Raw genomic sequence first — 25,084 nt, 5'->3', positions numbered from 1 at the left:
GCTCCCGTCAGCCGTCAGCCGCGGGCTCTGGGCCTAGCCCTGACGCGACGACGGCATCGCGAATTCCGCGCCGCCCGCGCCGCCCTCGGGCCAGCGCTGCATCACGCTCTTTTGCCGCGTGTAGAAGCGCACGCCTTCTTCGCCATAGGCATGCATGTCGCCAAAGAGGCTCTTCTTCCAGCCGCCAAAGCCCTGCCAGGCCATGGGCACCGGGATCGGCACGTTGATGCCCACCATGCCCACCTCGATGCGCCGCGTGAACTCGTGCGCCACGGCGCCATCGCGGGTGAAGCACGCCACGCCATTGCCGAACTCGTGGCCGTTGACGAGGTGGATGGCTTCTCCCAGATTGTTCACGCGCACGCAGGCGAGCACCGGGCCGAAGATCTCCTCGCGATAGATGCGCATGTCGGGCGTGACTCGGTCGAAGAGCGTGCCGCCGATGAAGAATCCGGCTTCGTGACCCGGCACCGTGTGCCCGCGCCCGTCCACCACCAGCTCGGCGCCCTCGGCCTTGCCGGCGGCGATATAGCCTTCGATGCGCTCGAGCGCATCGCGCGTGATCACCGGGCCCATCTCGGCATCGGGCGCCATGCCGTTCTTGATGACAAGCTGGCGGGTACGCTCGGCCAGCAGCGGCATCAGACGGTCCGCCACGTCACCCACGAGCACGGCCACGCTGATGGCCATGCAGCGCTCGCCGGCCGAGCCGTAGGCTGCGCCCACGAGCGCGTCCACGGCCTTGTCCAGATCCGCGTCGGGCATCACCACCATGTGGTTCTTTGCACCGCCCAGGGCCTGCACGCGCTTGCCATGGCGCGCGCCCGTCTCGTAGATGTAGCGGGCGATCGGCGTGGAGCCGACGAACGACACGGCCTTGACCTCGTCATGGGTGAGGAGGGCGTCCACCGCTGTCTTGTCGCCCTGGATCACGTTGAAGACGCCGGGCGGCAGGCCCGCCTCGCGCAACAGGTCCGCTAGGAAGAGCGAGGCGCTCGGGTCGCGCTCGCTGGGCTTCAGGACGAAAGTGTTGCCGCATGCCAGCGCCACCGGGAACATCCACATCGGTACCATCACCGGGAAGTTGAATGGCGTGATGCCGGCGACGACGCCCAGGGGCTGACGCAGCGTCCAGTTGTCGATGCCGGTGGACGCCTGGTCCGAGAAGTCGCCCTTGAGCAATTGCGGTGCGCCGCACGCGAACTCCAGGATCTCGATGCCTCGGGCCACCTCGCCCTGGGCGTCGGAGAAGACCTTGCCGTGCTCGGCGGTGATGATCGCGGCGAGTTCGTCGCTGCGCTGGTTCAAGAGGCCGAGGAAGGTGTTCAGGATGCGCGCGCGGCGGATGGCAGGCGTGTCCGCCCAGGCCGGGAAGGCGCGGGCCGCGGCTTGCACGGCGGCGTCGACCTCGTCGGCCGTGGCGAGCGTCACCTGAGTGGCCTCGGTGCCCGTGGCCGGATTCCAGACGGCTTGCGTCCGGCCGCTCTGGCCGGCGTGCACGCGCCCGTCGATGAAATGGCCGACGGGGCTGGCGGTCCGGAGAGTGTCGATGGCGCCCATGATGCGTTTCCCTGGTGATTGAACAATGCCCCAGTCTAAAAGCGCGGGGGATGAGGGACAACGCCGCAGGACTGGACGAACTGTTTGGCATCCTGAACAATGCCCGCATGAAGACGAAGAAAGTGGACGCGCTCTGGTCGCACCTGCACTGGCTGGGCGTGCTCCAGGTGGAAGGCAGCTTCACGGCGGCCGCGGCGCGGCTGGGCGTGAGCAAGGCTGCGGTCAGTTATCGCATTGCCGAGCTCGAGCAGGCCACGGGGCTGCTGCTCGTACGCCGCACCACGCGCAGCGTGCGGCTGACGGAGGCTGCCCTGCAGTTGGTGGCCTCCACGCGCGATGCCTTCGTGCAGATCGAGCAGGGCTTCTCCAGCGTGCGCGATCTCTCCGGCGAACCCGCGGGCTCCGTGCGCGTGACGGCGCCCGTGGCCCTGGGCCGGCAGCACATCGTGCCGCACATGACGTCCTTCCTGAAAGCCTATCCCGGGATCCAGCTCCAGCTGGAGCTCTCCGATCGGCTGAGTTCGCTCGCGGACGAAGGCTTCGATCTCGCCATCCGGCATGTGGAGGCCGTACCCGATACGCACGTGGCCTGGACCTTGTGCCCGACCGAATCCGTGTTGGTGGCCAGCGAGGCCTACCTGGCAGAGAAGGGCACGCCGCGCGCGCCGGCGGATCTGGGGCAGCACAATTGTCTGCACTACATGCGGGGCGCGACGACGCCGGTCTGGAGCTTCGAGAAGCCAGAGCAGGCCGGCGAGCGGGTGAGCGTGTCGATTCGCGGGACGTTCACGGCCAATAACAGCGAGACCCTGCGCGAGCTGGCGCTCGCCGATTGCGGCATCGCGTTGATGCCGGATTTCAGCGCCTCGCAGGCGCTTGCCGCCGGCGCGTTGCGTCGCGTGCTGCCGGATTGGCGCTCGGTGGGCGCCTTCGGCGGCCAGATCTACGCGATCCGGCCGTACAGCGTGCATGTGCCACGGGCCGTGCAGCTGCTCGTGGCACACCTGCGCGAGACGATGCAGCCCGGGTTCCCGGTCTGATCGTCTCGCTCGGCCTCACTGGGGTTCGATACCGGCGCTCGTGAGCAAGTCCTTCCAGCGCGGGAAGTCCTTGGTCACGTAGGCGTCCGATTGCTCCGGGCTGAGCTTGAGCGGCTGGGTGCCATCCTGGCGGCCGCGCTCCTGGATCTCAGGATCGCGCACCACGGCATCCACGTGCTCGTACAGCGTGGCGACTAGCGGCCGCGGTGTACTGGACGGCACGAAGAAGCCGCTCCAGCTCTCCACGATCACGCCGGGATAGACCTCGTTGAGCGTGGGCACGTCCGGCAGCACTGATACGCGGCGCGGCCCGGTGATGGCGAGAATGTGCAGCTTGCCCTGGCGCGCCATGGCAAGCGCCGAATTGAGCGGTGCCCACACGGCAGACAGCCGGCCACCAAAGAGATCGTTGTACGACTGGTTGGAGTTGTAGCGCGCGTACGAGTGGTTCAGGCCGGCCGCCTTGGTGAACAGCATGTTGGCGACTTCTGCCGTGGAGCTGCCCCCGCCCATCGCATTGCCCGGGTTCTGGCGCACGCGCTCGGCGAAGTCCTGCAGCGTGAGCTTAGCATCCTCGGGCCGCACGCCGATGCAGAAGTAGGATTCGAGCATCACGGTGATGGCCGAGAAATCCTTCTCCGGATCGTATTGCAGCGACTTGAAGAGATTGGGCGCCGCCGTGAGCGAGGAGTTGGTGAGGTAGGCAATTGTCTGGCCGTCCGGCTTCGCCTTGGCGGCGAAGGCCGTGCCGATCGTGGTGCTGGCCCCGGGGCGCAGATCGACGATGACGGGCTGGCCGATGCGGTGGCTCAACTTCTCGCCGAACACCCGGCAATACGTATCGGGCGGCGTGCCGCCAGCAAAGGGGACGATGATGCGCACGGGCCCATCGGGCCAGCTTTGCGCACGGGCGGCGCGCGGCAGGAGCACGCTTGGCGCGGCCAGGGCGGCCAGCGCCAGCATCGTGGCCCGGCGCCCGCGGAGGCCGGCTGTGTGCGTGCCTCGCCGGGCCGCTTTTTCATTGTGTCGTCAGGAACCACAGCAGTCTCTCCTCGTGGGTGGGCCATGCGCTTCGTTTGTGCATGAGCTTTTGGTTATTCCAGACCAGGATCTCGCCTGACCTCAGTTCGTAGTCCCAAATCTGCCCGTGCGCGAAGACGTACGGCCACAGCGCCTCGAGCAGCGCGCGGCTCTCGCCCTCGCTGAGGCCGTCGATCAGCGAATCCGGGCGGGCGGGCAGACACAGGAAGGGCGTGCCATGGTCGTCACGCATCACCAGGGCATGGCGCACGCCTTGTTGGCGCTGGGCAAGGGGCACCGGTGGCGTGTCCGGGGTGAGCTCGTTCGCGCCCTGGGGGTGCGAGTAGTGGCAGGCCTGAAGGCCGTCGATCCTGGCTTTGAGCTCGGCAGGCAGCGCGGCGTAGACGCGCGTCATGTCGGCGAACCACGTGCGGCTGCCGCCCTCGGGCGCGGTCTTCGCGTACAGCATGGAGAGCCGGGGTGGCGGGTCGACGAAGGTGTAGTCAACGTGCCAGACATGGCCCGCGTCGTCCGGCATGGCAGCGCGCGGGGCACTCGTCCCCTCACGCACGCTCACAAAGAGGTGTTCGCCGGCCGGCCCGGTCAGGCTGGGATGCCGAACCCGCGCCGGCCGCACGGGGCCCAACGTGCCCGCCAGGGCGACGAAGGTTTCGGGATCCACGTCCACGTCCGTGAGGACGAGGGCCTGATGCTCGTCCAGCCAGGCGCGCACTTGCGCGGCGGCCTCGGGGCGCTCGGCCAGATGCGGCAGATCCGCGCCGCGCACGAAGGCGCCGAATCCGGACGTCATGGGATCCCGTTGCAGCCGGGGCGTCGCAGCAGAAGAGGAAGTCATCGAGGCAGGCCTGGGGCGCGCGTGAGGCGCATCGGTCGCGGCCACCTGCGCGCTCGCGCGGCACATGGGCCAGCACGGGGCAGGGCTGAGGACGTCTTGTCGTGCGGGCGTCCCTTATGGATGACTATAGGAACAACCCCGTGGGCTGCCTAGGGCGAAAGCCTGAAAAGATTGTTCGCGGGGGTGAACAATGCCTAGGGAAAACGTGCGGTAGGTCATGCTCAGGCAGGCTGAGCATGACCTCTCGGCTCAGAAGGCGTCGCCTGGGACGTGCACCCAGCCGCTCATCAGTACGCGGGCGCTGCGGCTCATGATGGCCTTGGTGACCGTCCATTGCCCGTTCACGCGCTGGGCCTGGGCGCCCACGCGCAGCGTGCCGGAGGGGTGGCCGAAGCGCACCGCCTCGCGCTCGCCGCCGCCCGCCGCGCGGTTCACCAGCGTGCCATCGATGGCGGCGGCCGTCCCGATCGCCACGGCTGCCGTGCCCATCATGGCGTGATGCAGCTTGCCCATGGACAGCGCGCGCACGACGAGATCCACGTCGCCGGCCGCAATCGTCTTGCCGCTGGACGCGGTATAGCCCGTGGCGGGCGCGACGAAGGCGATCTTGGGCGTGTGCTGGCGGGTGCCGGCTTCGGCCAGATCCTGGATGAGCCCCATGCGCAGTGCGCCGTGGGCCCGGATCGTCTCGAAGCGCGCCAGGGCCGCTGCGTCGCCGTTGATGGCGTCCTGCAGTTCCGTGCCGGTGTAGCCGATGTCAGCCGCATTCACGAAGATCGTCGGGATGCCCGAATTGATCATCGTGGCCGCGAAGGTGCCGACGCCGGGCACCTCGAGCTGGTCGACGACATTGCCGGTCGGAAAGAGGGCGCCACCGCCATCGTCGTCGTCAGCGGCGGGATCCATGAATTCCAGCTGCACCTCGGCGGCCGGGAAGGTCACGCCGTCGAGCTCGAAATCCCCGGTCTCCTGCACGGCGCCGTTCGTGATGGGCACGTGCGCGACGATGGTCTTGCCGATGTTGGCCTGCCAGATGGTGACGGTGACGACGCCGTTCTCCGGGATGCGCTCGGCATCGATCAAGCCGTGGCTCACGGCAAACGGGCCGACTGCGGCAGACAGATTGCCGCAGTTGCCGCTCCAATCGACGAAGTTGCGATCGATCGAGACTTGGCCGAAGAGGTAGTCCACGTCGTGTCCGGGGCGCGTGCTGCGCGACAGGATCACCGTCTTGCTGGTGCTGGACGTGGCCCCGCCCATGCCGTCGATCTGCTTGCCGTAGGGGTCCGGGCTGCCGATCACGCGCAAGAGCAGGGCATCGCGCGCGGCGCCCGGTGTCTGGGCGCTCGCGGGCAGCTCGTCCAGGCGAAAGAAGACGCCCTTGCTCGTGCCACCGCGCATGTAGGTGGCCGGAACGCGGATCTGGGGTGCATGTGCCATAGGATTCTCCTTACGCGGCCGCGTTGGCTTCCAGGAAATCCTGGGCAAACCGTTGCAGCACGCCGCCTGCGCCATAGATCGAGACTTCCTCGGCCGTGTCCAGGCGACAGGTCACCGGCACCTCCAGGCGCTCGCCATCACGGCGATGCACGACCAGGGTGAGCGTGGCGCGCGGCGTGCGCTCGCCCACCACGTCGTACGTCTCCGTGCCGTCCAGGCCCAGCGTGGTGCGCGTGGTGCCCGGGAGGAACTCCAGCGGCAGGACGCCCATGCCGACCAGGTTGGTGCGGTGGATGCGCTCGAAGCCTTCGGCCACGATGGCCTCCACGCCCGCCAGACGCACGCCCTTGGCTGCCCAGTCACGCGAGGAACCCTGGCCGTAGTCCGCGCCTGCGATGATGATGAGGGGTTGCTTGCGCTCCATGTAGGTCTCGATGGCTTCCCACATGCGCACCACCTTGCCTTCCGGCTCCAGGCGCGTGAGCGAGCCTTGCTTCACCTTGCCATCGACCACCGCCATCTCGTTGATGAGCTTGGGGTTGGCGAAGGTGGCGCGCTGCGCCGTGAGGTGATCCCCCCGGTGGGTGGCGTAGGAGTTGAAGTCCTCCTCGGGCACGCCCATCTTCGTCAGGTACTCGCCTGCCGCGCTGTCGGCCATGATGGCGTTCGAGGGCGAGAGGTGGTCGGTGGTGATGTTGTCGCCCAGCACGGCGAGCGCGCGCATGCCTTTGAGGGTGCGCTCGCCGGCCAGCGCGCCTTCCCAGTACGGCGGACGACGAATGTAGGTACTTTGTCCGCGCCAGTCGTATAGGGGGGGCGTGGCTTCGGTGCTTGCCGCGCTGATGGCGAACATTGGCTCGTAGACTTTGCGAAAGTGCTCGGGCTTGACGCTCGATGCCACCAGCGCGTCGATTTCCTCGTCCGTGGGCCAGATGTCCTGCAGCGTCACCGGCTTGCCCTCGGCGTCCGTGCCCAGCACGTCACGCTCGATGTCGAAGCGGATGGTGCCGGCGATCGCATAGGCCACGACCAGCGGCGGCGACGCCAGGAACGCCTGCTTCGCGTAGGGGTGGATGCGCCCGTCGAAGTTGCGGTTGCCCGAGAGCACGGCCGTGGCGTACAGATCCCGGTCGATGATCTCCTGTTGGATCACCGGATCCAGCGCGCCGCTCATGCCGTTGCAGGTGGTGCAGGCAAAGGCCACGATGCCAAAGCCCAGGGCTTCGAGTTCGGGCAGGAGGCCGGCTTCCTGCAGGTAAAGTTCCACCGCCTTGGAGCCCGGTGCGAGCGAGCTCTTCACCCACGGCTTGCGCGTGAGGCCGCGGCGGTTGGCGTTGCGTGCAAGCAGGCCCGCGGCGATCACGTTGCGCGGGTTGCTGGTGTTCGTACAGCTCGTGATGGCGGCGATGATGACGGCGCCGTCCGGCATGAGGCCGGGTTCTTCCGCGTACGCGCCCGTGATGCCGTGCTGGGCGAGTTCGCTCGTGGCCACGCGGCGGTGCGGATTCGAGGGGCCAGCGATATTGCGCTGCACGGACGACAGATCGAAGCGCAGCACGCGCTCGTACTCGGCCGTGGCGAGATCATCGGCCCAGAGGCCGGCCACACGGGCGTAGGTTTCCACGAGCGCCACCTGGGTGTCGTCGCGGCCCGTCAGGCGCAGGTAGTCGATCGTCTGCTGGTCGATGCTGAACATCGCCGCCGTGGCGCCGTACTCCGGCGTCATGTTCGAGATCGTGGCGCGATCGCCCAGCGTGAGGCTGGGCACGCCATCCCCGAAGAACTCCAGATAGGCGGACACCACCTTCTGCTTGCGCAGGAACTCGGTGAGCGCCAGCACGAGATCGGTGGCCGTGGAACCAGGGGCGAGCCGGCCCGTGAGCTCGACGCCGATGATGTCGGGCAGGCGCATCCAGGAGGCGCGGCCCAGCATGACGTTCTCGGCTTCCAGGCCGCCCACGCCGATGGCGATGACGCCCAGGGCATCGACGTGCGGCGTGTGGCTGTCGGTGCCCACCAGCGTGTCCGGATAGGCCACGCCGTCCTTGGCGTGGATCACGGGCGACATCCGCTCCAGGTTGATCTGGTGCATGATGCCGTTGCCCGGCGGGATCACATCCACGTTCTTGAACGCGGTCTTCGTCCAGTTGATGAAGTGAAAGCGATCATCGTTGCGACGGTCTTCGATGGCGCGGTTCTTCTCGAACGCATCCTTCTCGAAGCCGGCGTGCTCGACGGCGAGCGAGTGGTCCACGATCAGCTGCGTGGGCACCACGGGGTTCACGAGGGCAGGGTCGCCGCCCTTCTCGGCGATGGCGTCGCGCAGGCCGGCCAGGTCCACCAGGGCCGTCTGGCCGAGGATGTCGTGGCACACCACGCGCGCCGGGTACCAAGGAAAGTCCAGATCGCGACGGCGCTCGATCAGTTGGCGCAGCGATTGTTCCAGCATGGCGGGATCGCAGCGGCGCACGAGATTCTCGGCGTGCACGCGCGAGGTATAGGGCAGCTTGGCCCAGGCGCCCGGTTCGATGGCATCGACGGCCTCGCGGGCGTCGAAGTAATCCAGATCGGTGCCGGGCAGGCGCTTGCGGTAGTCAGTATTCATGGCGATGGCGTCCGCAGGCCTGCTCAGCGCTTGCTGATCGGCACGAACTTCTGGTCTTCCGGGCCGGTGTAGTTGGCCGTGGGGCGGATGATCTTGTTGTCGATGCGCTGCTCGATCACGTGGGCGGACCAGCCGGCGGTGCGCGCGATCACGAAAAGCGGCGTGAACATGGCGGTGGGCACGCCCATCAGGTGATAGCTCACGGCCGAGAACCAGTCCAGGTTCGGGAACATCTTCTTCACTTCCCACATCACCGATTCCAGGCGCTCGGCAATGTCGTACATCTTGGTGTTGCGCTGCGCCTTCGCAAGCTTGTGCGCCACCTCTTTGATGACGACGTTGCGAGGATCGCTCACGGTGTAGACCGGGTGGCCAAAGCCGATCACGACTTCCTTGGCTTCGACGCGGCGACGGATGTCGGCTTCGGCTTCGTCCGGCGTGGCGTAGCGCTGCTGGATCTCCAGGGCGACTTCATTGGCGCCGCCGTGCTTCGGGCCGCGCAGGGCGCCGATGCCGCCGGTGATGGCCGAGTAGATGTCCGAGCCCGTACCCGCCACGACGCGGCTCGTGAAGGTGGACGCATTGAACTCGTGCTCGGCGTAGAGGATGAGCGAGATGTGCATCGCCTTGACCCACTCGTCCGACGGCTTCTGGCCGTGCAGCAGGTGCAGGAAGTGGCCGCCGATGCTGTCGTCGTCCGTCTCGATCTCGATGCGCTTGCCGTTGAAGGCGTAGTGATACCAGTAGAGCAGGGCGGGGCCCAGGCTTGCCATCAGGCGGTCGGCGATGTCGCGCGCGCCGGGGATGTTGTGGTCTTCCTTCTCGGGCAGCACGCAGCCCAGCACGGACACGGCGGTGCGCATCACGTCCATCGGGTGGCTCGCGGCCGGCAGGGTCTCGAGCACGGCGCGCAGCTGCGCGGGCAGGCCACGCAAGGCCTTGAGCTTGGCCTTGTAGGCGGTCAGTTCAGCGGCCGTCGGCAGCTTCTCGTGCACCAGCAGGTAGGCAATCTCTTCGAATTCGCTCGTCTTGGCGATGTCCAGGATGTCGTAGCCGCGGTAGTGCAGATCGTTGCCGCTGCGGCCCACCGTACACAAGGCGGTGTTGCCCGCGACCACGCCGGAGAGGGCAACGGATTTCTTGGGCTTGAAGCCGGTCGTCGTGGGGGTGTCGCTCATGGTCTGGTCTCCTGATCGGTGTTGTCGTTCACCCTGACGATAGCAGGGCAGGCAGGATTCGCAGTCTACGCAAGGGGTCCAGTGCTGTCACGGCCAACGAGGCGAACATTCGCAAAGGCCGCGTTTGCCGGTTGCGAAGTTTGCGAATATCCTGCGAGCTGACATTCGCAACCTGGTTTTGTCATGCGCAAGGTGTTCATGGGCATGCGGCTGCGCCGTCTGCGCGAGGAGCACAACCTCACCCAGGCGGCGCTCGCGCGCACGCTCGGCCTGTCGGCCAGCTATCTCAACCAGCTTGAGCAGAATCACCGGCCGCTCACCATGCCGGTGCTCCTGCGTTTGGGCGAAGTCTTCGGCGTGGATGCGCAGGCCTTCTCGGACGACGAGGAAGCCCGTATGGTGGCCGCGTTGCGCGAAGTGGCGGCCACCATGCCGGCCTCGGCGGTGGGCGGCCACGATGACGCCCGCATCTCGCTCGCAGAGATCCGCGAGATCGCGGCCAGCATGCCGGCGGTGGGGCGGGCGCTGATCCAGCTGCACCGGCGGCACCGGGAGGCAGTCGATCGTCTGGAGACCGTAGCAGATCTTTCGGACCGGGCAGGGGATGCGGAGCAGGATGGCCGCGTCACCATGCCCATGCGCGCCCAGCCCTACGAGGAAGCGCGCGACTTCTTCTTCACGCATCACAACCACTTCGCCGAGCTCGACGGGCAGGCGGAGCAGTGCCATGCGGCCTGGGGATTGACCGGGCTGCCGCCCGCCGAGGTGCTGCCCAAGCTTGCTCAGCGCCTGCGCGAGCGACATGGCATCACGCTCGTGCTGTTGCCGCCGGACACCGAGGTGCGGCGCCGCTTCGATCCCGCCACGCGGCAGTTGGCGGTCTCGCCACTGCTGGAGCCGGGCCAGCAGGCCTTCCAGCTGGCGGTGCAACTGGCCTTCCTGGAGTGTGGCGACACGCTGGACCGCATGGCCGATGCGCCACGCTTTTCCGCCGAGCCGGTGCGCCGCCTGGTGCGCGTCGGCCTCGCCAACCACTTTGCCGCAGCCCTGATCCTGCCCGCAGGGCGCTTTCTGGCCACAGCCAAGACGCTGCGCTACGACATCGACCGCCTCGCCGCGCAGTTCGGCGTGAGTTTCGAGACGGTGTGCCACCGCCTGAGCACCATGCAGCGCCCGCCAGGGCAGGGCGTGCCGTTCTTCTTCATCCGTGTGGATCGCGCGGGCAACGTGTCCAAGCGCCAATCAGCGGCACATTTCCACTTCTCACGCGTGGGCGGCACCTGTCCGCTCTGGAACGTCTACGAGGCCTTCTCGCACCCGGGCCGCATCCTGCGGCAGCTGGCGCGCATGCCGGATGGTCGCACCTACCTCTGGGTGGCACGCACGGTGGCGCGGCCCTCCACGGGCTTTGGTCAACCGAGCCAGACGTTCGCCGTGGCGTTGGGTTGCGATGTGGCTGATGCGCACCGGCTGATCTATGCGAAGGGATTGGATCTCACGGATCCCGACGTGCCGACGCCCATCGGCATGGGCTGTCGCGTGTGCGAGCGGCTGGCGTGTCCGCAGCGGGCGTTTCCGTATGTGGGGCGGGAATTGCAGGCGAACGAAAACGTGAGCGCGTTCGCGCCTTATGCCGTGGGCTGAGCGCGCGGCGTGCGCCTGTTCCCCACAACCGTCCTATGCTAAATGCCGAGTTGGATGCGAATGGCCTCTTAGTCTTATAGTGTCTGAATCGCGGCGACCAATTGTTCCTATGGAAAGGCGGAGGTTGCTAATGAAGCATGGAAGTTCGCTTGGGTGTCGATCTTTGAGATTGATTCACTCGCTGGAAATCGGAGATTTCGGCGGGCGCACGGAGTCGAAATAAATGAAGTTCAGTAATTCGGATTCGAGTTTGTTGCGGCGTTTTAAAAGAAAGCTGCACTGGCAAGCGCACCTATTATTACCGAATTTTATTCCTGCTCTCTGTGAGCACGATGCCGTCGACTTCGACGAAATCGACCGTAAGCACAACGAGTTCTCGCGCGTTCCAGAAGGTGAGTGCCTGCGTGCTGCCGTGATCTGGGGAATGGAGCTATATGGGCCAAGAGAGGTCGACAATCTTTACGAGCGCCTTGATCGTCTTAACTGGACTGCAGGGTTCGGGCGACCTGCAGAAGAGGGGGCCCACCACTGGATACGCCAGCAACGCAACTACGGTGCCGCGGGCGCTTGGTACAACGTCGGGCATGTATCCGACGAGGGTCGGGCGAAAAGGTTTATCGGCGTAGGTAATCATGCGGTCATTCCAAATGGAGTGGATTATCTATTGGTTCGCATCTTTCAATTAACGCCCTCTCTTACGTGCTTGCTTATCGGTTTCGTTCTTAAAGAAGAGTTGGCGCGGGTCTACGAATGCGAGCTTCTTAGGGATCGAACGTCGCAAAGGGAAAGAAGGAGAGGGGCGACTTCTGTTTTCATCTTGAATCCAGAGAACTTAAAATCTCGTGCCCTGAGGAAAGCTCGGGGTGATCTGAGATTTGTAGCTTACAATTGGTTTAGAGAGCATCTGCCGGGGTTCTTTTCTAAGCTTCCTTCTGATCGCTTGCCAACCGCAGAGCTAGTGTCGACGCAATTCACTAACTTACTCGACGCCGAAAATATTCCCAGAGATTGGAGGCGCCTCTTCGGCTATCCATCGAAATTTGATGTGTGGACCCACCAGGCGCACCCCGGCCTTCATTTCGCTGCTGAGTCAGCCCCCTGGATAGAAGATAGCAATCATTTGCTCGTTAACCTTTGTACCTCACAGGTTCCGGATGAAATTTTGCGTATTTGGGGAGAGCGCAGTGCGCGCGCTTATGCAAACTTCGGCCATGAGGCCCTAGATGGCATTTTGGTAAACCATGCAGCGATAGCCTTTCTCAAAGAGGTGTCCAAAGACTTGAAAATTAGCCGCTCAGAATTCGCAATGCATGGGGCTGGCCGACGAAATCCCTCTAGCGCGTTGGACAAAATACAGGCTTTTTTGATCGATCATTAGGTACCCCTGCTGTCGCTGCTGAGTTGCTAGAACGAGCTAAGCAGACTATCTACTATCAGACTGAATGTGCGGGTTTCTCCTCACCGAATTGGGACAGCAAATCGGCTGACCGAAGCTTGGCGAAGTTTCTTCAGGGGCGGACTCGATTCTTGGCTGCAAGTGTCGTTGATGAGGAACGCGCTCTGAGGGATTATTCGGAGCAGCTTTCGGGCGTGCTGGCGGTGCGTGAAAGCCTTCGAGCACAAAGAAGGATGGAGTGGCTGACGGTGGTTGCTGTAGTGGTAGCGACGTGTTCGCTCTTTGTTGCCATAGCGGCCGACAACGACCGTTTCCAAACTGTGCTCAGAGTCTTCGGCTAGCCCATAGCGGCAGTGACGCAGGCATAATGGTCATACCTTTATCCTGTGCTCTTGGGTTCCCTTTCCAGTGTGTCCGTCTCTGCTGAGCGGCGGGATTTGTCGCCGTCAGCGACACCGCGCAATCAGGGCTGATTCGGTCGACGAGGGCAAAAGACGCAGCTATCTACGTGTCGGGATGGCAAGAGCTTGGGAAACTCTGTGTGCCTGCAGAGTCTGATCATGATGGACCGTAGGTTTCGCCACTTCGCGCAACGCGGCCAAAAGTCATCATCTATCACGTCCTCAAGTGAGGCGGTACTGAATTTCGCAGGCGAACGGGCACCTGAGCGCATTCGCGCCCTACGCCGCGGGCCCAACGTCGTCAGGACCCGGGGCGGTGGGGGCAGCCGGGCGGCCGCCCGGTGGACATCACTTGCCCTTGGATTGCTCGAACAGCGCGTCCAGGCGCGATTCGAACTCGTGGTAGCCGATGCGATCGTAGAGTTCTTCGCGCGTCTGCATCTGGTCGATGACGTTCTTCTGGTGACCATCGCGGCGGATGGCCGTGTAGACGTTCTCGGCGGCCTTGTTCATGGCGCGGAAGGCCGAGAGCGGGTAGAGCACCATGCCCACGCCCACGCTGCTCAGCTCGTCCACCGAGAAGAGCGGCGTCTTGCCGAACTCGGTGATGTTGGCGAGCACGGGCACTTTCACTTCCTTCACGAACCGCTCGTAGGTGGGCAGATCGTAGGCGGCTTCGGCGAAGATCGCGTCGGCACCGGCTTCCACGCACGCGAGCGAGCGCTCGATGGCGGCATCCACGCCGTGCGAGGCAATGGCATCCGTGCGGGCGATGATGAAGAAATCCGAATCGGTGCGGGCATCCGCAGCAGCGCGCACGCGGTCGGCCATCTCTTGCGTGGAGACGATTTCCTTGCCGGGGCGATGACCGCAGCGCTTGGCGCCGACCTGGTCTTCGATGTGGCAGGCGGCCGCGCCGAAATTGATGAGGCTCTTGACGGTGCGGGCGATGTTGAACGCCGAGGGCCCAAAGCCCGTGTCGATGTCCACCAGCAGCGGCGTATCGCACACGTCGGTGATGCGGCGCACGTCGGTCAGGACGTCGTCCAGCGTGTTGATGCCCAGATCGGGCAGGCCCAGGGAACCCGCGGCCACGCCGCCACCGGACAGGTAGATGGCGCGAAAGCCGGCGCGCTTGGCGAGCAGGGCGTGATTGGCGTTGATGGCGCCGATGATCTGCAGAGGCTTCTCGGCAGCGAGGGCGGCGCGAAAGCGGGCGCCAGCGGATTCGGGGCGGGACATAGGGTCTCCAGGTGTTGGTGTGATGAAGCAGCAAACCTTGGTGGGCCCGCTGCCGCCCCGGCCGGGGCGCCCGGGTGGCCCGATGACGATCGGAGCCCGGGGCGCACCCGCGCGCGGCGACGCCGCGCGGAGCCTTGGCGTCAGGCAGGCTTAGCCGAGCAGGTCCTTCACGCCGTCGCGCTCTTCGAGCAGCTCGTTCAGCGTGAAATCCATGCGCTCGCGCGAGAAGGCGTCGATCTCGAGGTCCTTGACCATCGTGTACTCGCCGTTCTGCGTGGTGACGGGGAAGCCGTAGATGATGCCTTCCGGGATGCCGTAGGAGCCATCCGACGGGATGCCCATCGTGACCCACTTGCCGTTGGAGCCGAGGACCCAGTCACGCACGTGGTCGATGGCAGCGTTGGCGGCCGAGGCAGCCGAGGACAGGCCACGGGCTTCGATGATGGCCGCGCCGCGCTTGCCGACGGTGGGGATGAAGGTGTCCTTGTTCCAGGCGTCGTCGTTGACCAGGTCCTTCAGCGCCTTGCCGTTGACCGAGCCGAAACGGATGTCCGGGTACATGGTGGGCGAGTGGTTGCCCCACACGACCAGCTTCTCGATGTCGGCCACGGCCACGCCGGCCTTGGTGGACAGTTGCGAGAGAGCGCGGTTGTGGTCCAGACGCAGCATGGCGGTGAAGTTCTTGGCCGGCAGATCCGGGGCCGACTTCATCGCGATGTAGGCGTTGGTGTTGGCCGGATTGCCCACGACCAGGACCTTCACGTCGCGGCTGGCGACGTCGTTCAGGGCCTTGCCCTGAGCCGTGAAGATCTGGGCATTGACCTTGAGCAGGTCCTTACGCTCCATGCCGGGGCCGCGGGGGCGGCGCCCACGAGCAGGGCCACGTCGGCATCCTTGAAGGCTTCGCGCGGATCGCTGTGGGCGGACATGCCGGCCAGCAGGGGGAACGCGCAATCTTCGAGTTCCATCATCACGCCCTTCAGGGCCTTCTGCGCCTTCTCGTCGGGGATCTCGAGCAGTTGCAGGATGACGGGCTGGTCCTTGCCGAGCATTTCGCCGGAAGCGATGCGAAACAGCAGTGCGTAGCCGATCTGGCCGGCGGCGCCGGTGACGGCGACGCGCTTGGCGGGTTTGGACATGAATATCTCCGGTAAGAGTGCGAAGGAAAACGCCGCGTGGGGCGCCCGAAGCGGGCGGCGACGCCACGACCGACCGCGCAGTTTAACTCCGCGTCGGCATCATAGTGAACCCTGCGGACAGCGTCAATGGTCTTGTATCTTATATAAGATATCTTTTGTCAGAAGTTGGACAGTCATGTCCTGCTGTGACACAATCGCGGCCCATGGCCAGCTCCGACCCTTCCGTGCGCGCACCTCGTGCCTCCGACGCTTCTGCGTCCGGCGCCCCCGCACGCGCGCTCGCCACGGGTGGTGCGGCTTTCAGCCCGCTGTACCGTCAGATCAAGGATCTGCTCGTGCAGAGCCTGGATCGCGGCGAGTGGAAGCCCGGTGAATCCATCCCGAGCGAGCTCGAACTTGCGGCGCGCTTTCAGGTGAGCCAGGGCACGGTGCGCAAGGCCATCGACGAGCTCGCGGCCGAAAGCGTGCTGCTGCGCCGTCAGGGCAAGGGCACGTTCGTCGCCACGCACAATGAAGCGCGCGTGCGCTATCGTTTCCTGCGTCTGGCCCCTGACGAGGGGGAGCCTGCGCCGGCGCAGAGCCGCATCCTGGAGTGCCGCCGCGTGCGCGCCCCGCAGGACGTCGCCCGTAGCCTGGAATTGCGCGCAGGCGACAGCGCGGTGCTCATCCGCCGGGTGCTGAGCTTTGGCGACATCCCGACCGTGTTCGACGAGATCTGGCTGCCGGGCGCGCTCTTTCGCGGGCTCACTCAGGAGCGTCTCGCGCGCAACGAAGGGCCGCTGTATGCCTTCTTCGAAGCCGGGTTTGGCGTGAGCATGATCCGGGCTGACGAGAAATTGCGTGCCGTGGCGGCCGAGCCGCTCACGGCCGACGTATTGCAGGTGCCCGTGGGCACCCCGCTGATGCAGGTGGATCGGGTGTCCTTTACCTATGGTGGGCGTCCCGTCGAATTCCGTCGCGGTCTGTACCGCACGGATCGCCACCACTACCGCAACAGCATGAACTGAAGCCTGCCCGATAGTGATTCTCAATAAAATGGTACGAGTTGATACGGGTGGGCCAATGGGCGACAATAGCGCGTTTAGCTTTGAAAACGTGCCAGGTCGCCAGCCTGCTTTCTCCATCCCGAGGTAGTCTCTCATGTCCAACACAACCGCGACTCCGGCTGCCAGGCCGCGCAAAGAGTTTCGCAACATCACCGTTCCCCAGATCCTCAGCTACCGCCTGCCGCTCGCGGGCAAGCTGTCGATCCTGCACCGCGTGAGCGGCGCTCTGCTGTTCCTGGCATTGCCCGTGCTGCTGCTGCCGTTGTTCCAGATGAGCGTGAGCTCGCCGGCTGGCTTCGAAGGCTTCCGTGCCTTTGCCGCGCACCCGATCAGCAAGCTCGTCCTGCTCGTGCTGATCTGGGCCTACCTGCATCACTTCTGTGCGGGCATCCGCTACCTCCTTCTTGATCTGCACATGGGCATGACCAAGGAAGGCGGCAAGCGCAGCGCCGGCATCGTCTTCGTCGTGAGCCTGGCCCTGACCGCCGTGTTCGCTCTCAAACTGTTCGGAGCCTTCTGATCATGGCTGCCTCTCCTGAAAAGATCGGCTCGCGCCGCCTGGTCGTCGGCGCCCACTATGGCGTGAAGGACTTCATCGCCCAACGCGTGACGGCCGTCATCCTGGTCATCTACACGCTGGTGCTGGGTGTCATGGCGCTACTCGCGCCGGCCTTCACCTACGAAACCTGGGTGCACCTCTTCAATTTCCGCACGGGCGCCTTCCCGACGGGGCAGTTGCTGGCCACGCTGGCTGTGATCGCCACCGCCTATCACGCCTGGATCGGCGTGCGCGACATCTGGATGGACTACGTCAAGCCCACGGGCATCCGCCTGCTGCTGCAGGTGCTGACCATCCTCTGGCTGCTCGGCGTCGTCGTGTATGCCGCGAACATTCTCTGGAGTCTCTAAGCCGTGGTCGCTGTCAATTCTTCTTTGCCGCGCCGCCAGTTCGACGTGGTGGTCGTGGGTGCCGGTGGTGCCGGCATGCGCTGCTCGCTGCAGCTGGCCCAGGCCGGCCTGTCCGTCGCCGTGCTGTCCAAGGTGTTCCCCACGCGTTCGCACACCGTGGCTGCACAGGGTGGCGTGAGCGCCTCGCTGGGCAACATGAGCGAGGACAACTGGCTCTGGCACATGTACGACACGGTCAAGGGCTCCGATTGGCTGGGTGACCAGGACGCCATCGAGTTCATGTGCCGCGAAGCGCCGAGCGCCGTCTACGAGATGGAGCACTTCGGCATGCCGTTCGACCGCAACCCGGACGGCACCATCTATCAGCGTCCGTTCGGCGGCCACACGGCCAACTTCGGCGAGAAGCCCGTGCAGCGTGCCTGTGCCGCGGCCGACCGTACCGGCCACGCGCTGCTGCACACGCTCTATCAGCGCAACGTCGCTGCGCGCACCCAGTTCTTCGTCGAATGGATGGCGCTGGACCTGCTGCGCAACGATGCGGGCGACGTCGTGGGCGTGACCGCCCTCGAAATGGAAACGGGCGACATCTACATCCTCGAAGCCAAGACCACCGTGCTCGCCACGGGCGGCGCCGGCCGGATCTGGGCAGCCTCGACCAACGCCTTCATCAACACCGGTGACGGCCTGGGCATGGCGGCGCGTGCCGGCATCCCGCTGCAGGACATGGAATTCTGGCAGTTCCACCCGACCGGCGTGGCCGGCGCGGGCGTGCTCATCACCGAGGGCGTGCGTGGCGAGGGCGGCATCCTGCTGAACAAGGATGGCGAGCGCTTCATGGAGCGCTATGCGCCCACCCTGAAGGATCTGGCCCCGCGTGACTTCGTGTCGCGCTCGATGGACCAGGAAATCAAGGAAGGCCGTGGCTGCGGTCCGGACGGCAGCTACGTCGTCCTGAAGCTCGATCACCTGGGCGCGGACGTCATCAACAAGCGTCTGCCCTCGATCCGCGAGATCGCGATCAAGTTCGGCAACGTCGACCCGATCAAGGAACCGATCCCGGTCGTGCCCACCATCCACTACCAGATGGGCGGCATCCCGGCCAATTACCACGGCCAGGTCCTGACGTACGAAAACGGCCAGAACAAGATCGTGAACGGTCTGTACGCCATCGGCGAATGCGCCGCGGTGTCGGTGCACGGCGCCAACCGCCTGGGCACGAACTCGCTGCTGGATCTGATCGTCTTCGGTCGCGCCACCGGCAACCACATCGTGGCCTCGCACCCGGAACGTCAGCGTTCGCACCAGCCGGTGCCGCAGGAGTCGCTCAACTTCTCCCTGGACCGCGTGGCCCAGCTCGAAGCGCGCACCTCCGGCGAGAAGACGCAGGACGTCGGCAACTCGATCCGTGCCTCCATGCAGGCGCACTGCGGCGTGTTCCGCACGTTGAAGCTGCTGAACGAAGGCGTGGGCCAGATCGAAGAGCTCGCCCAGCAAGCCAAGCACATCTATTTCAAGGACAAGTCCAAGGTGTTCAACACCGCGCGCATCGAAGCGCTGGAGCTGGCCAACATGACCGAAGTCGCTCGCGCGACCATCAAGTCGGCCGCCATGCGTACCGAGAGCCGTGGCGCCCACGCCCTGGACGACCATCCGAACCGCGACGACGAGAACTGGCTCAAGCACACCCTTTGGTACTCCAGCGACAGCCGCCTGGAATACAAGCCGGTGCAGATGCAGCCGTTGACCGTCGAGTCTGTCCCGCCCAAGGCGCGGACGTTCTGAGCAGGATCGAGCCATGAGCAAGAAACGAATCGTCAAGTTCGAAATCTACCGCTACGACCCGGATCGGGACGAGCGTCCGTACATGCAGAAGCTCGATGTCGAGCTGGAGCCCACCGACAAGATGCTGCTCGACGCCCTCGTGCGCATCAAGAACGACGTGGACGACAGCCTGGCCATCCGCCGTTCGTGCCGTGAAGGCGTGTGCGGTTCGGACGCCATGAACATCAACGGCAAGAACGGCCTCGCCTGCACCACGAACCTGCTCGAACTCAAAGAGCCCATCGTGCTGCGTCCGCTGCCGGGCCTGCCCGTCATCCGCGATCTGATCGTGGACATGACGCACTTCTTCAACCAGTACCACTCGGTGCGTCCGTATCTCATCAACGATACGCCGCCCCCCCGAGCGCGAGCGCCTGCAGACGCCTGAGGCGCGCGAAGAGCTGGATGGTCTGTACGAGTGCATTCTGTGCGCGTGCTGTTCCACGTCCTGCCCCTCGTTCTGGTGGAATCCGGACAAGTACGTCGGCCCGGCCGGTTTGCTGCAGGCCTATCGCTTCCTCGCGGACAGCCGTGACGAAGCCACCGGCAGCCGCCTGGACAACCTGGACGATCCGTACCGTCTGTTCCGTTGCCACACGATCATGAACTGCGTCGACGTCTGTCCGAAGGGCCTGAACCCGGCGCTCGCGATCGGCAAGATCAAGGAAATGCTGGTCCGGCGGGCCGTGTGATGACCACTGGTACGCTCAGCGAACGCGACCGCCTGCGCCTGCGTTGGCGCGCGCGGCGCGGTATGCTCGAGAATGACCTGATCATCACGCGGTTCCTCGATGCCCACGAAACCCGTCTCACCGACGAGGACGTGGCTGCATTGACCGCCTTGCTGGAGCTGTCCGACAACGATTTGTTGGACCTGCTCCTGGGGCGCAAAGAGCCGTCGCAGGCGCTGGATACAGCGACGATGCGCGGCCTGCTGCAAGGCTTGCGCTCGGCTTAACCCCCATTCTCAAAGGAAATCGAGATGAAACTGTCCGACAGGAAAGCCACGCTGTCTTTCTCCGATGGTGGCGAAGCCATCGAATTCCCGGTCTACGAAGGCTCGGTGGGCCCGGAAGTCATCGACATCCGCAAGCTGTACGGCCAGACCGGCATGTTCACGTATGACCCGGGCTTCCTGTCGACGGCCGCGTGCGCCTCGGGCATCACGTACATCGACGGCGACAAGGGCGAGCTACTGTACCGCGGCTACCCGATCGAGCAACTCGCCACGAATTGCGATTTCCTCGAGACGGCCTACCTGATCCTGAACGGCGAGCTGCCGAACGCGGATCAGAAGGCTGACTTCGACCATCAGGTGACGCACCACACGATGGTCAACGAGCAGATGCATTTCTTTCTGCGCGGCTTCCGTCGTGACGCGCACCCGATGGCCGTGCTGACGGGCCTGGTGGGCGGCATGTCGGCCTTCTATCACGACTCGACCGACATCAACAATCCGCGTCACCGTCACATCTCCGCGATCCGTCTGATCGCCAAGATGCCCACGCTCGTGGCGATGGCGTACAAGTACTCGCAAGGCCAGCCCTTCATCTACCCGCAGAACGACCTGTCCTACACGGGCAACTTCCTGCGCATGATGTTCGCCACGCCGTGCGAAGAGTACAAGGTGAACCCTGTCGTCGAGCGCGCGCTCGACCGCATCTTCATCCTGCACGCCGATCACGAGCAGAACGCCTCGACCTCCACCGTGCGTCTGTGCGGTTCCTCCGGCACCAACCCGTTCGCGGCCATCGCCGCTGGCGTGGCGTGCCTGTGGGGCCCGGCCCACGGTGGCGCGAACGAAGCCTGCCTGAACATGCTCGAAGAGATCCAGGCCAATGGCGGCGTGGCGAAGGTCGGCGAGTTCATGGAGAAGGTCAAGGACAAGTCCTCGGGCGTCAAGCTCATGGGCTTCGGTCACCGCGTCTACAAGAACTACGATCCGCGCGCCAAGCTGATGCAGCAGACGTGCAAGGAAGTGCTGCAGGCCCTGGGTCTGGAGAACGATCCGCTCTTCAAGCTCTCCATGGAGCTCGAGCGCATCGCCCTGGAAGACGACTACTTCGTGCAGCGCAAGCTCTACCCGAACGTCGACTTCTACTCCGGCATCGTCCAGCGCGCCATCGGCATCCCGACCTCGCTCTTCACCGCGATCTTCGCGCTGGCCCGTACGGTGGGCTGGATCGCCCAGTGGAACGAGATGCTGTCGGATCCGGAGTTCAAGATCGGTCGTCCGCGTCAGCTGTTCACCGGCCACGAGCCGCGTCAAGTGGCTGAGATCGGCAAGCGCTGATCTGTTGTGTCATTGCGAAAAGCCGCCTGGCCTTGCCAGGCGGCTTTTTCGTAGATGACAAGGGTGTTATCCTTGTCAGAATGCCCAGCCGGAATCGGCTGGGCCTGGTTTTATCCGCCGGGGCTTTATGTCGGCGTTGGTGCCTTCTGCTTTTCACTTGCTATCCGCCATCCGGTCAGGCCGTAACGCGGAAGGTTTGTCCTGCATCGTTTTGGGTGAAACACCCGATAGGTGAAGCGTAAGAAATGTCTTCTGAATCCGAACGTCAGTCCACTTCCTATTTGTTTGCGGGTAACGCCCCGTACGTCGAAGAGCTCTACGAGCAATACCTCGACAATCCCGGCTCCGTCTCGGAGAAGTGGCGCGCGTACTTCGACCAGCTCCAGCTGGCGCCTGCCGTCGACGGCCAGGAAAGCACCCGCGACTTCGCTCACGCCCCGATCATCCAGTCGTTTGCCCAGCGCGCCCGCCAGAATGGCTTTGCGCCGCGCGTGCAGCCGCAGGCCGATCTGTCCGTCGCCGGCAAGCAAGTCCACGTCCAGTCCATCATCGCCGCCTACCGCTCGCTCGGTTCGCGCTGGGCCGATCTCGACCCGCTGCAGCGCCAGGAGCGCCCCGCGATCCCGGAACTGGATCCGGAATTCTATGGCCTGACCGAAGCCGACATGGACCAGGTCTATTCGGCCACGAACACCTACTTCACGACCGCCGAGCACATGACGCTGCGCGACATCGTGAAGGCACTGCGTGACACGTACTGCCGCTCCATTGGCGCGGAAATGACGCACATCAGCAATCCGGCCGTCAAGCGCTGGTTGCAGCAGCGCCTGGAAAGCACGCAGGGCAGCCCGTCCTTCTCGGCCGACAAGCGCAAGCACATCCTCAAGCAGCTCACCGAGGCCGAAGGCCTGGAGCGCTTCCTGCACACCAAGTACGTCGGCCAGAAGCGCTTCTCGCTCGAAGGCGGCGAGAGCTTCATCGCCGCGATGGACGAAGTCGTCCTGCACGCGGGCTCGAACCAGGTCCAGGAAATCGTCATCGGCATGGCTCACCGTGGCCGCCTGAACATGCTCGTGAACATCCTCGGCAAGATGCCGGGCGATCTGTTTGCCGAGTTCGAAGGCAAGTACAAGGAAGAGCTGTCCGACGGCGACGTGAAGTACCACAAGGGCTTCTCGAGCGACGTGTCCACCCCCGGAGGCCCCGTCCACCTGTCGCTGGCCTTCAACCCGTCCCACCTCGAAATCGTCAACCCGGTCGTCGAGGGCAGCGCCCGCGCCCGTCAGGAACGCCGCGGCGACAAGGATGGCAGCCAGGTGCTGCCGGTGCTGGTGCACGGCGACGCGGCCTTCGCCGGCCAGGGCGTCGTCATGGAAACGCTCAACCTCGCGCAAACGCGCGGCTACGGTACGGGCGGCACGCTGCACATCGTCATCAACAACCAGATCGGCTTCACCACGTCCGATCCGCGCGACACGCGTTCCACGCTGTATTGCACGGACGTGGCCAAGATGATCGAGGCCCCGATCTTCCACGTGAACGGCGACGATCCGGAAGCCGTGGTGTTCGTGACCCAGCTCGCGCTGGATTTCCGCCGCGAATTCAAGCATGACGTCGTGATCGACATCATCTGCTTCCGCAAGCTCGGCCACAACGAGCAAGATACTCCCGCCATCACCCAGCCGCTGATGTACAAGCGCATCGGCCAGCATCCCGGCACGCGCAAGCGCTTTGCAGAGAAGCTCGAAGCCCAGGGCGTGCTGAGCGAAGGCGAAGCCGACGAGATGGTCGCTGAATACCGTCGCCTGATGGACGATGGTCAGCGCACGATCGAGCCCGTGCTCACCGACTACAAGGGCAAGTACGCCGTCGACTGGTCGCCGTTCCTCAATCGCAAGTGGACGGACGCCGCCGACACCGCCGTGCCGCTGGCCGAATTGAAGCGTCTGGGTGAGCGCATCACCACGGTGCCCGAAGGCTTCAACGTCCACCCCATCGTGCAGAAGGTCATCAACGACCGTCGCAACATGGCGCTGGGCGAGCAGAACCTGGACTGGGGCATGGGCGAGCACCTGGCCTACGCCTCGCTGGTGGCCTCGGGTTACCCCGTGCGCATCACCGGTCAGGACGCCGGCCGCGGCACCTTCACCCACCGTCACGCCGTGCTGCACGACCAGAAGCGTGAGAAGTGGAACGACGGCTCCTTCATCCCGCTGCAGAACGTCGCCGAGAACCAGGCCGCGTTCACGGTGATCGATTCGGTGCTGTCCGAAGAAGCGGTGCTGGGCTTCGAATACGGCTACTCGGCCGCCGAGCCCAACACGCTCGTGATCTGGGAAGCCCAGTTCGGTGACTTCGTGAACGGCGCGCAAGTGCTGATCGACCAGTTCATCAGCTCCGGCGAAGCCAAGTGGGGCCGTCAATCCGGCCTCACGATGATGCTGCCGCACGGCTACGAAGGGCAGGGCCCGGAGCACTCGTCCGGCCGCATCGAGCGCTTCCTGCAGCTGTGCGCGGACAACAACATGCAAGTGGTGCAACCCACCACCGCCGCGCAAATCTTCCATCTGCTGCGCCGCCAGATGATCCGTCCGTTCCGCAAGCCGCTCGTGATCTTCACGCCGAAGTCGCTGCTGCGCAACAAGGATGCAGGCTCCCCGTTGGCCGATCTCGCCACGGGCCAGTTCAAGCCGATCATCGGTGAAGTCGACGCCAACATCCAGGACGAGAACGTCAAGCGCGTCGTGCTGTGCTCGGGCAAGGTCTACTACGACCTCATCAACGCCCGCACCGAGCGCGAAGCCAGCCACGTCGCCGTGCTGCGTGTCGAACAGCTCTACCCGTTCTCGCACAAGTCGCTGTCCGAAGAGCTCAAGCGCTATCCGAACGCCACCGAACTCATCTGGACGCAGGATGAGCCGCAGAACCAAGGTCCCTGGTTCTACATCCAGCACCACCTGTTCGAGAACATGAGTGCTGGCCAGAAGCTCGGCTACGCCGGTCGTCCGCCGTCGGCGTCGCCCGCGGTCGGTTACCTGGCCAAGCACCAGGAACAGCAGAAGGCACTGATCGAACAGGCTTTCGGCAAGTTCAAAGGAGTGGCGCTGACCCGCTGATCCTGTTTCAGCAGGGTGCATCCCGTGCGGGGTGCGCCCTGGCTTGCCGCAGATTTGCTGTTTCGCCGCATTGTCTTTTCGCAGATTAAGGAATTCCCGCCATGGCCAACATCGACGTCGTCGTCCCCCAACTGTCTGAATCCGTTGCCGAAGGCACGCTGCTCACCTGGAAGAAGAAGCCCGGTGAAGCCGTCGCCATCGACGAGATCCTCATCGAGATCGAGACCGACAAGGTCGTGCTCGAAGTGCCCGCGCCGTCGGCCGGCGTGCTGGCCGAGATCGTCAAGGGTGACGGCAGCTCGGTGACCTCGGGCGAGCTGATCGCCCGTATCGACTCCGCCGCCAAGGCCGCTGCTGCCCCGGCCGCCGCGTGCCCGC

General features: G+C 64.8%; 18 protein-coding genes and 2 pseudogenes. 12 read left to right on the top strand and 8 right to left on the bottom strand.

Features of this window, described 5'->3' with window-relative positions; all coding sequences use genetic code 11:
• Positions 1-33 precede the first annotated feature (33 nt).
• Complete coding sequence (locus IMZ29_RS17620) at positions 34-1,560, bottom strand: CoA-acylating methylmalonate-semialdehyde dehydrogenase (RefSeq protein ID WP_216186519.1); 1,527 nt, start codon at positions 1,558-1,560, stop codon at positions 34-36.
• Positions 1,561-1,610: 50 nt separating this feature from the next.
• Here IMZ29_RS17620 and IMZ29_RS17615 point away from each other — a divergent pair, with 50 nt between their 5' ends.
• Positions 1,611-2,600: a LysR family transcriptional regulator gene (locus IMZ29_RS17615; protein ID WP_253207219.1), complete on the top strand. Its 990-nt coding sequence runs from the start codon at positions 1,611-1,613 to the stop codon at positions 2,598-2,600.
• A gap of 15 nt (positions 2,601-2,615) precedes the next feature.
• Here the strand turns inward: IMZ29_RS17615 and IMZ29_RS17610 are convergent, their stop codons facing one another.
• The 5 genes from IMZ29_RS17610 to prpC form a co-directional block, all read right to left on the bottom strand.
• Positions 2,616-3,563, bottom strand: a complete 948-nt coding sequence (locus IMZ29_RS17610) for a Bug family tripartite tricarboxylate transporter substrate binding protein (protein ID WP_216186517.1) — start codon at positions 3,561-3,563, stop codon at positions 2,616-2,618.
• 55 nt (positions 3,564-3,618) lie between these two features.
• Positions 3,619-4,476 carry a TauD/TfdA dioxygenase family protein gene (locus IMZ29_RS17605; RefSeq protein ID WP_216186515.1) on the bottom strand — a complete coding sequence of 286 codons (858 nt, stop codon included), beginning with the start codon at positions 4,474-4,476 and terminating at the stop codon, positions 3,619-3,621.
• A gap of 249 nt (positions 4,477-4,725) precedes the next feature.
• Positions 4,726-5,916: a 2-methylaconitate cis-trans isomerase PrpF gene (prpF, locus tag IMZ29_RS17600; protein ID WP_216186512.1), complete on the bottom strand. Its 1,191-nt coding sequence runs from the start codon at positions 5,914-5,916 to the stop codon at positions 4,726-4,728.
• A gap of 10 nt (positions 5,917-5,926) precedes the next feature.
• Entirely contained in the window at positions 5,927-8,521 is a 2,595-nt protein-coding gene (acnD, locus tag IMZ29_RS17595) for a Fe/S-dependent 2-methylisocitrate dehydratase AcnD (RefSeq protein ID WP_216186511.1), read from the bottom strand.
• Positions 8,522-8,544: 23 nt separating this feature from the next.
• Positions 8,545-9,699, bottom strand: a complete 1,155-nt coding sequence (gene prpC / locus IMZ29_RS17590; protein WP_216186509.1) for a bifunctional 2-methylcitrate synthase/citrate synthase — start codon at positions 9,697-9,699, stop codon at positions 8,545-8,547.
• A 183-nt stretch (positions 9,700-9,882) separates the two neighbouring features.
• Here prpC and IMZ29_RS17585 point away from each other — a divergent pair, with 183 nt between their 5' ends.
• Both IMZ29_RS17585 and IMZ29_RS17580 read left to right on the top strand, forming a co-directional pair.
• Positions 9,883-11,343 (top strand): short-chain fatty acyl-CoA regulator family protein, encoded by a 1,461-nt coding sequence (locus IMZ29_RS17585; protein WP_216186507.1) that lies wholly within the window; start codon positions 9,883-9,885, stop codon positions 11,341-11,343.
• 223 nt (positions 11,344-11,566) lie between these two features.
• The gene (locus tag IMZ29_RS17580) at positions 11,567-12,721 is read left to right on the top strand and encodes a death domain-containing protein (protein ID WP_216186505.1); all 1,155 of its coding nucleotides are present in this window, start codon (positions 11,567-11,569) and stop codon (positions 12,719-12,721) included.
• A gap of 767 nt (positions 12,722-13,488) precedes the next feature.
• Here the strand turns inward: IMZ29_RS17580 and prpB are convergent.
• Both prpB and IMZ29_RS17570 read right to left on the bottom strand, forming a co-directional pair.
• Positions 13,489-14,382: a methylisocitrate lyase gene (prpB, locus tag IMZ29_RS17575; RefSeq protein ID WP_216186503.1), complete on the bottom strand. Its 894-nt coding sequence runs from the start codon at positions 14,380-14,382 to the stop codon at positions 13,489-13,491.
• A gap of 150 nt (positions 14,383-14,532) precedes the next feature.
• Positions 14,533-15,521 (bottom strand): annotated as a pseudogene (locus IMZ29_RS17570) (malate dehydrogenase).
• Between the two features lie 203 nt (positions 15,522-15,724).
• On the opposite strand from IMZ29_RS17570, the gene IMZ29_RS17565 reads away from it, so the two are divergent.
• The 9 genes and pseudogenes from IMZ29_RS17565 to IMZ29_RS17525 all read left to right on the top strand — a co-directional run.
• Complete coding sequence (locus tag IMZ29_RS17565; protein WP_216186501.1) at positions 15,725-16,528, top strand: GntR family transcriptional regulator; 804 nt, start codon at positions 15,725-15,727, stop codon at positions 16,526-16,528.
• Between the two features lie 133 nt (positions 16,529-16,661).
• Positions 16,662-17,087: a succinate dehydrogenase, cytochrome b556 subunit gene (gene sdhC, locus IMZ29_RS17560; RefSeq protein ID WP_216186499.1), complete on the top strand. Its 426-nt coding sequence runs from the start codon at positions 16,662-16,664 to the stop codon at positions 17,085-17,087.
• 2 nt (positions 17,088-17,089) lie between these two features.
• On the top strand, positions 17,090-17,476 hold the full coding sequence (sdhD, locus tag IMZ29_RS17555; protein ID WP_216186497.1) for a succinate dehydrogenase, hydrophobic membrane anchor protein: 387 nt from the start codon (positions 17,090-17,092) through the stop codon (positions 17,474-17,476).
• Between the two features lie 3 nt (positions 17,477-17,479).
• Complete coding sequence (gene sdhA, locus IMZ29_RS17550) at positions 17,480-19,258, top strand: succinate dehydrogenase flavoprotein subunit (RefSeq protein WP_216186495.1); 1,779 nt, start codon at positions 17,480-17,482, stop codon at positions 19,256-19,258.
• Positions 19,259-19,271: 13 nt separating this feature from the next.
• A pseudogene (locus tag IMZ29_RS17545) lies at positions 19,272-19,989 on the top strand (succinate dehydrogenase iron-sulfur subunit).
• The gene (locus tag IMZ29_RS17540; RefSeq protein ID WP_216186494.1) at positions 19,989-20,255 is read left to right on the top strand and encodes a succinate dehydrogenase assembly factor 2; all 267 of its coding nucleotides are present in this window, start codon (positions 19,989-19,991) and stop codon (positions 20,253-20,255) included. Before IMZ29_RS17545 ends, IMZ29_RS17540 begins: the two are co-directional and overlap by 1 nt.
• A 24-nt stretch (positions 20,256-20,279) precedes the next feature.
• Positions 20,280-21,590 carry a citrate synthase gene (gene gltA / locus IMZ29_RS17535; RefSeq protein WP_216186492.1) on the top strand — a complete coding sequence of 437 codons (1,311 nt, stop codon included), beginning with the start codon at positions 20,280-20,282 and terminating at the stop codon, positions 21,588-21,590.
• Between the two features lie 245 nt (positions 21,591-21,835).
• Positions 21,836-24,706, top strand: a complete 2,871-nt coding sequence (locus IMZ29_RS17530) for a 2-oxoglutarate dehydrogenase E1 component (RefSeq protein ID WP_216186490.1) — start codon at positions 21,836-21,838, stop codon at positions 24,704-24,706.
• 101 nt (positions 24,707-24,807) lie between these two features.
• The coding region (locus IMZ29_RS17525) for a biotin/lipoyl-containing protein (protein WP_305852520.1) at positions 24,808-25,084 on the top strand (277 nt) is incomplete at its 3' end.

The sequence above is a fragment of the Verticiella alkaliphila genome (assembly GCF_018904615.1).
GTDB lineage: Bacteria > Pseudomonadota > Gammaproteobacteria > Burkholderiales > Burkholderiaceae_B > Verticiella > Verticiella alkaliphila.
This window is presented reverse-complemented; position numbering and strand designations above follow the sequence as displayed.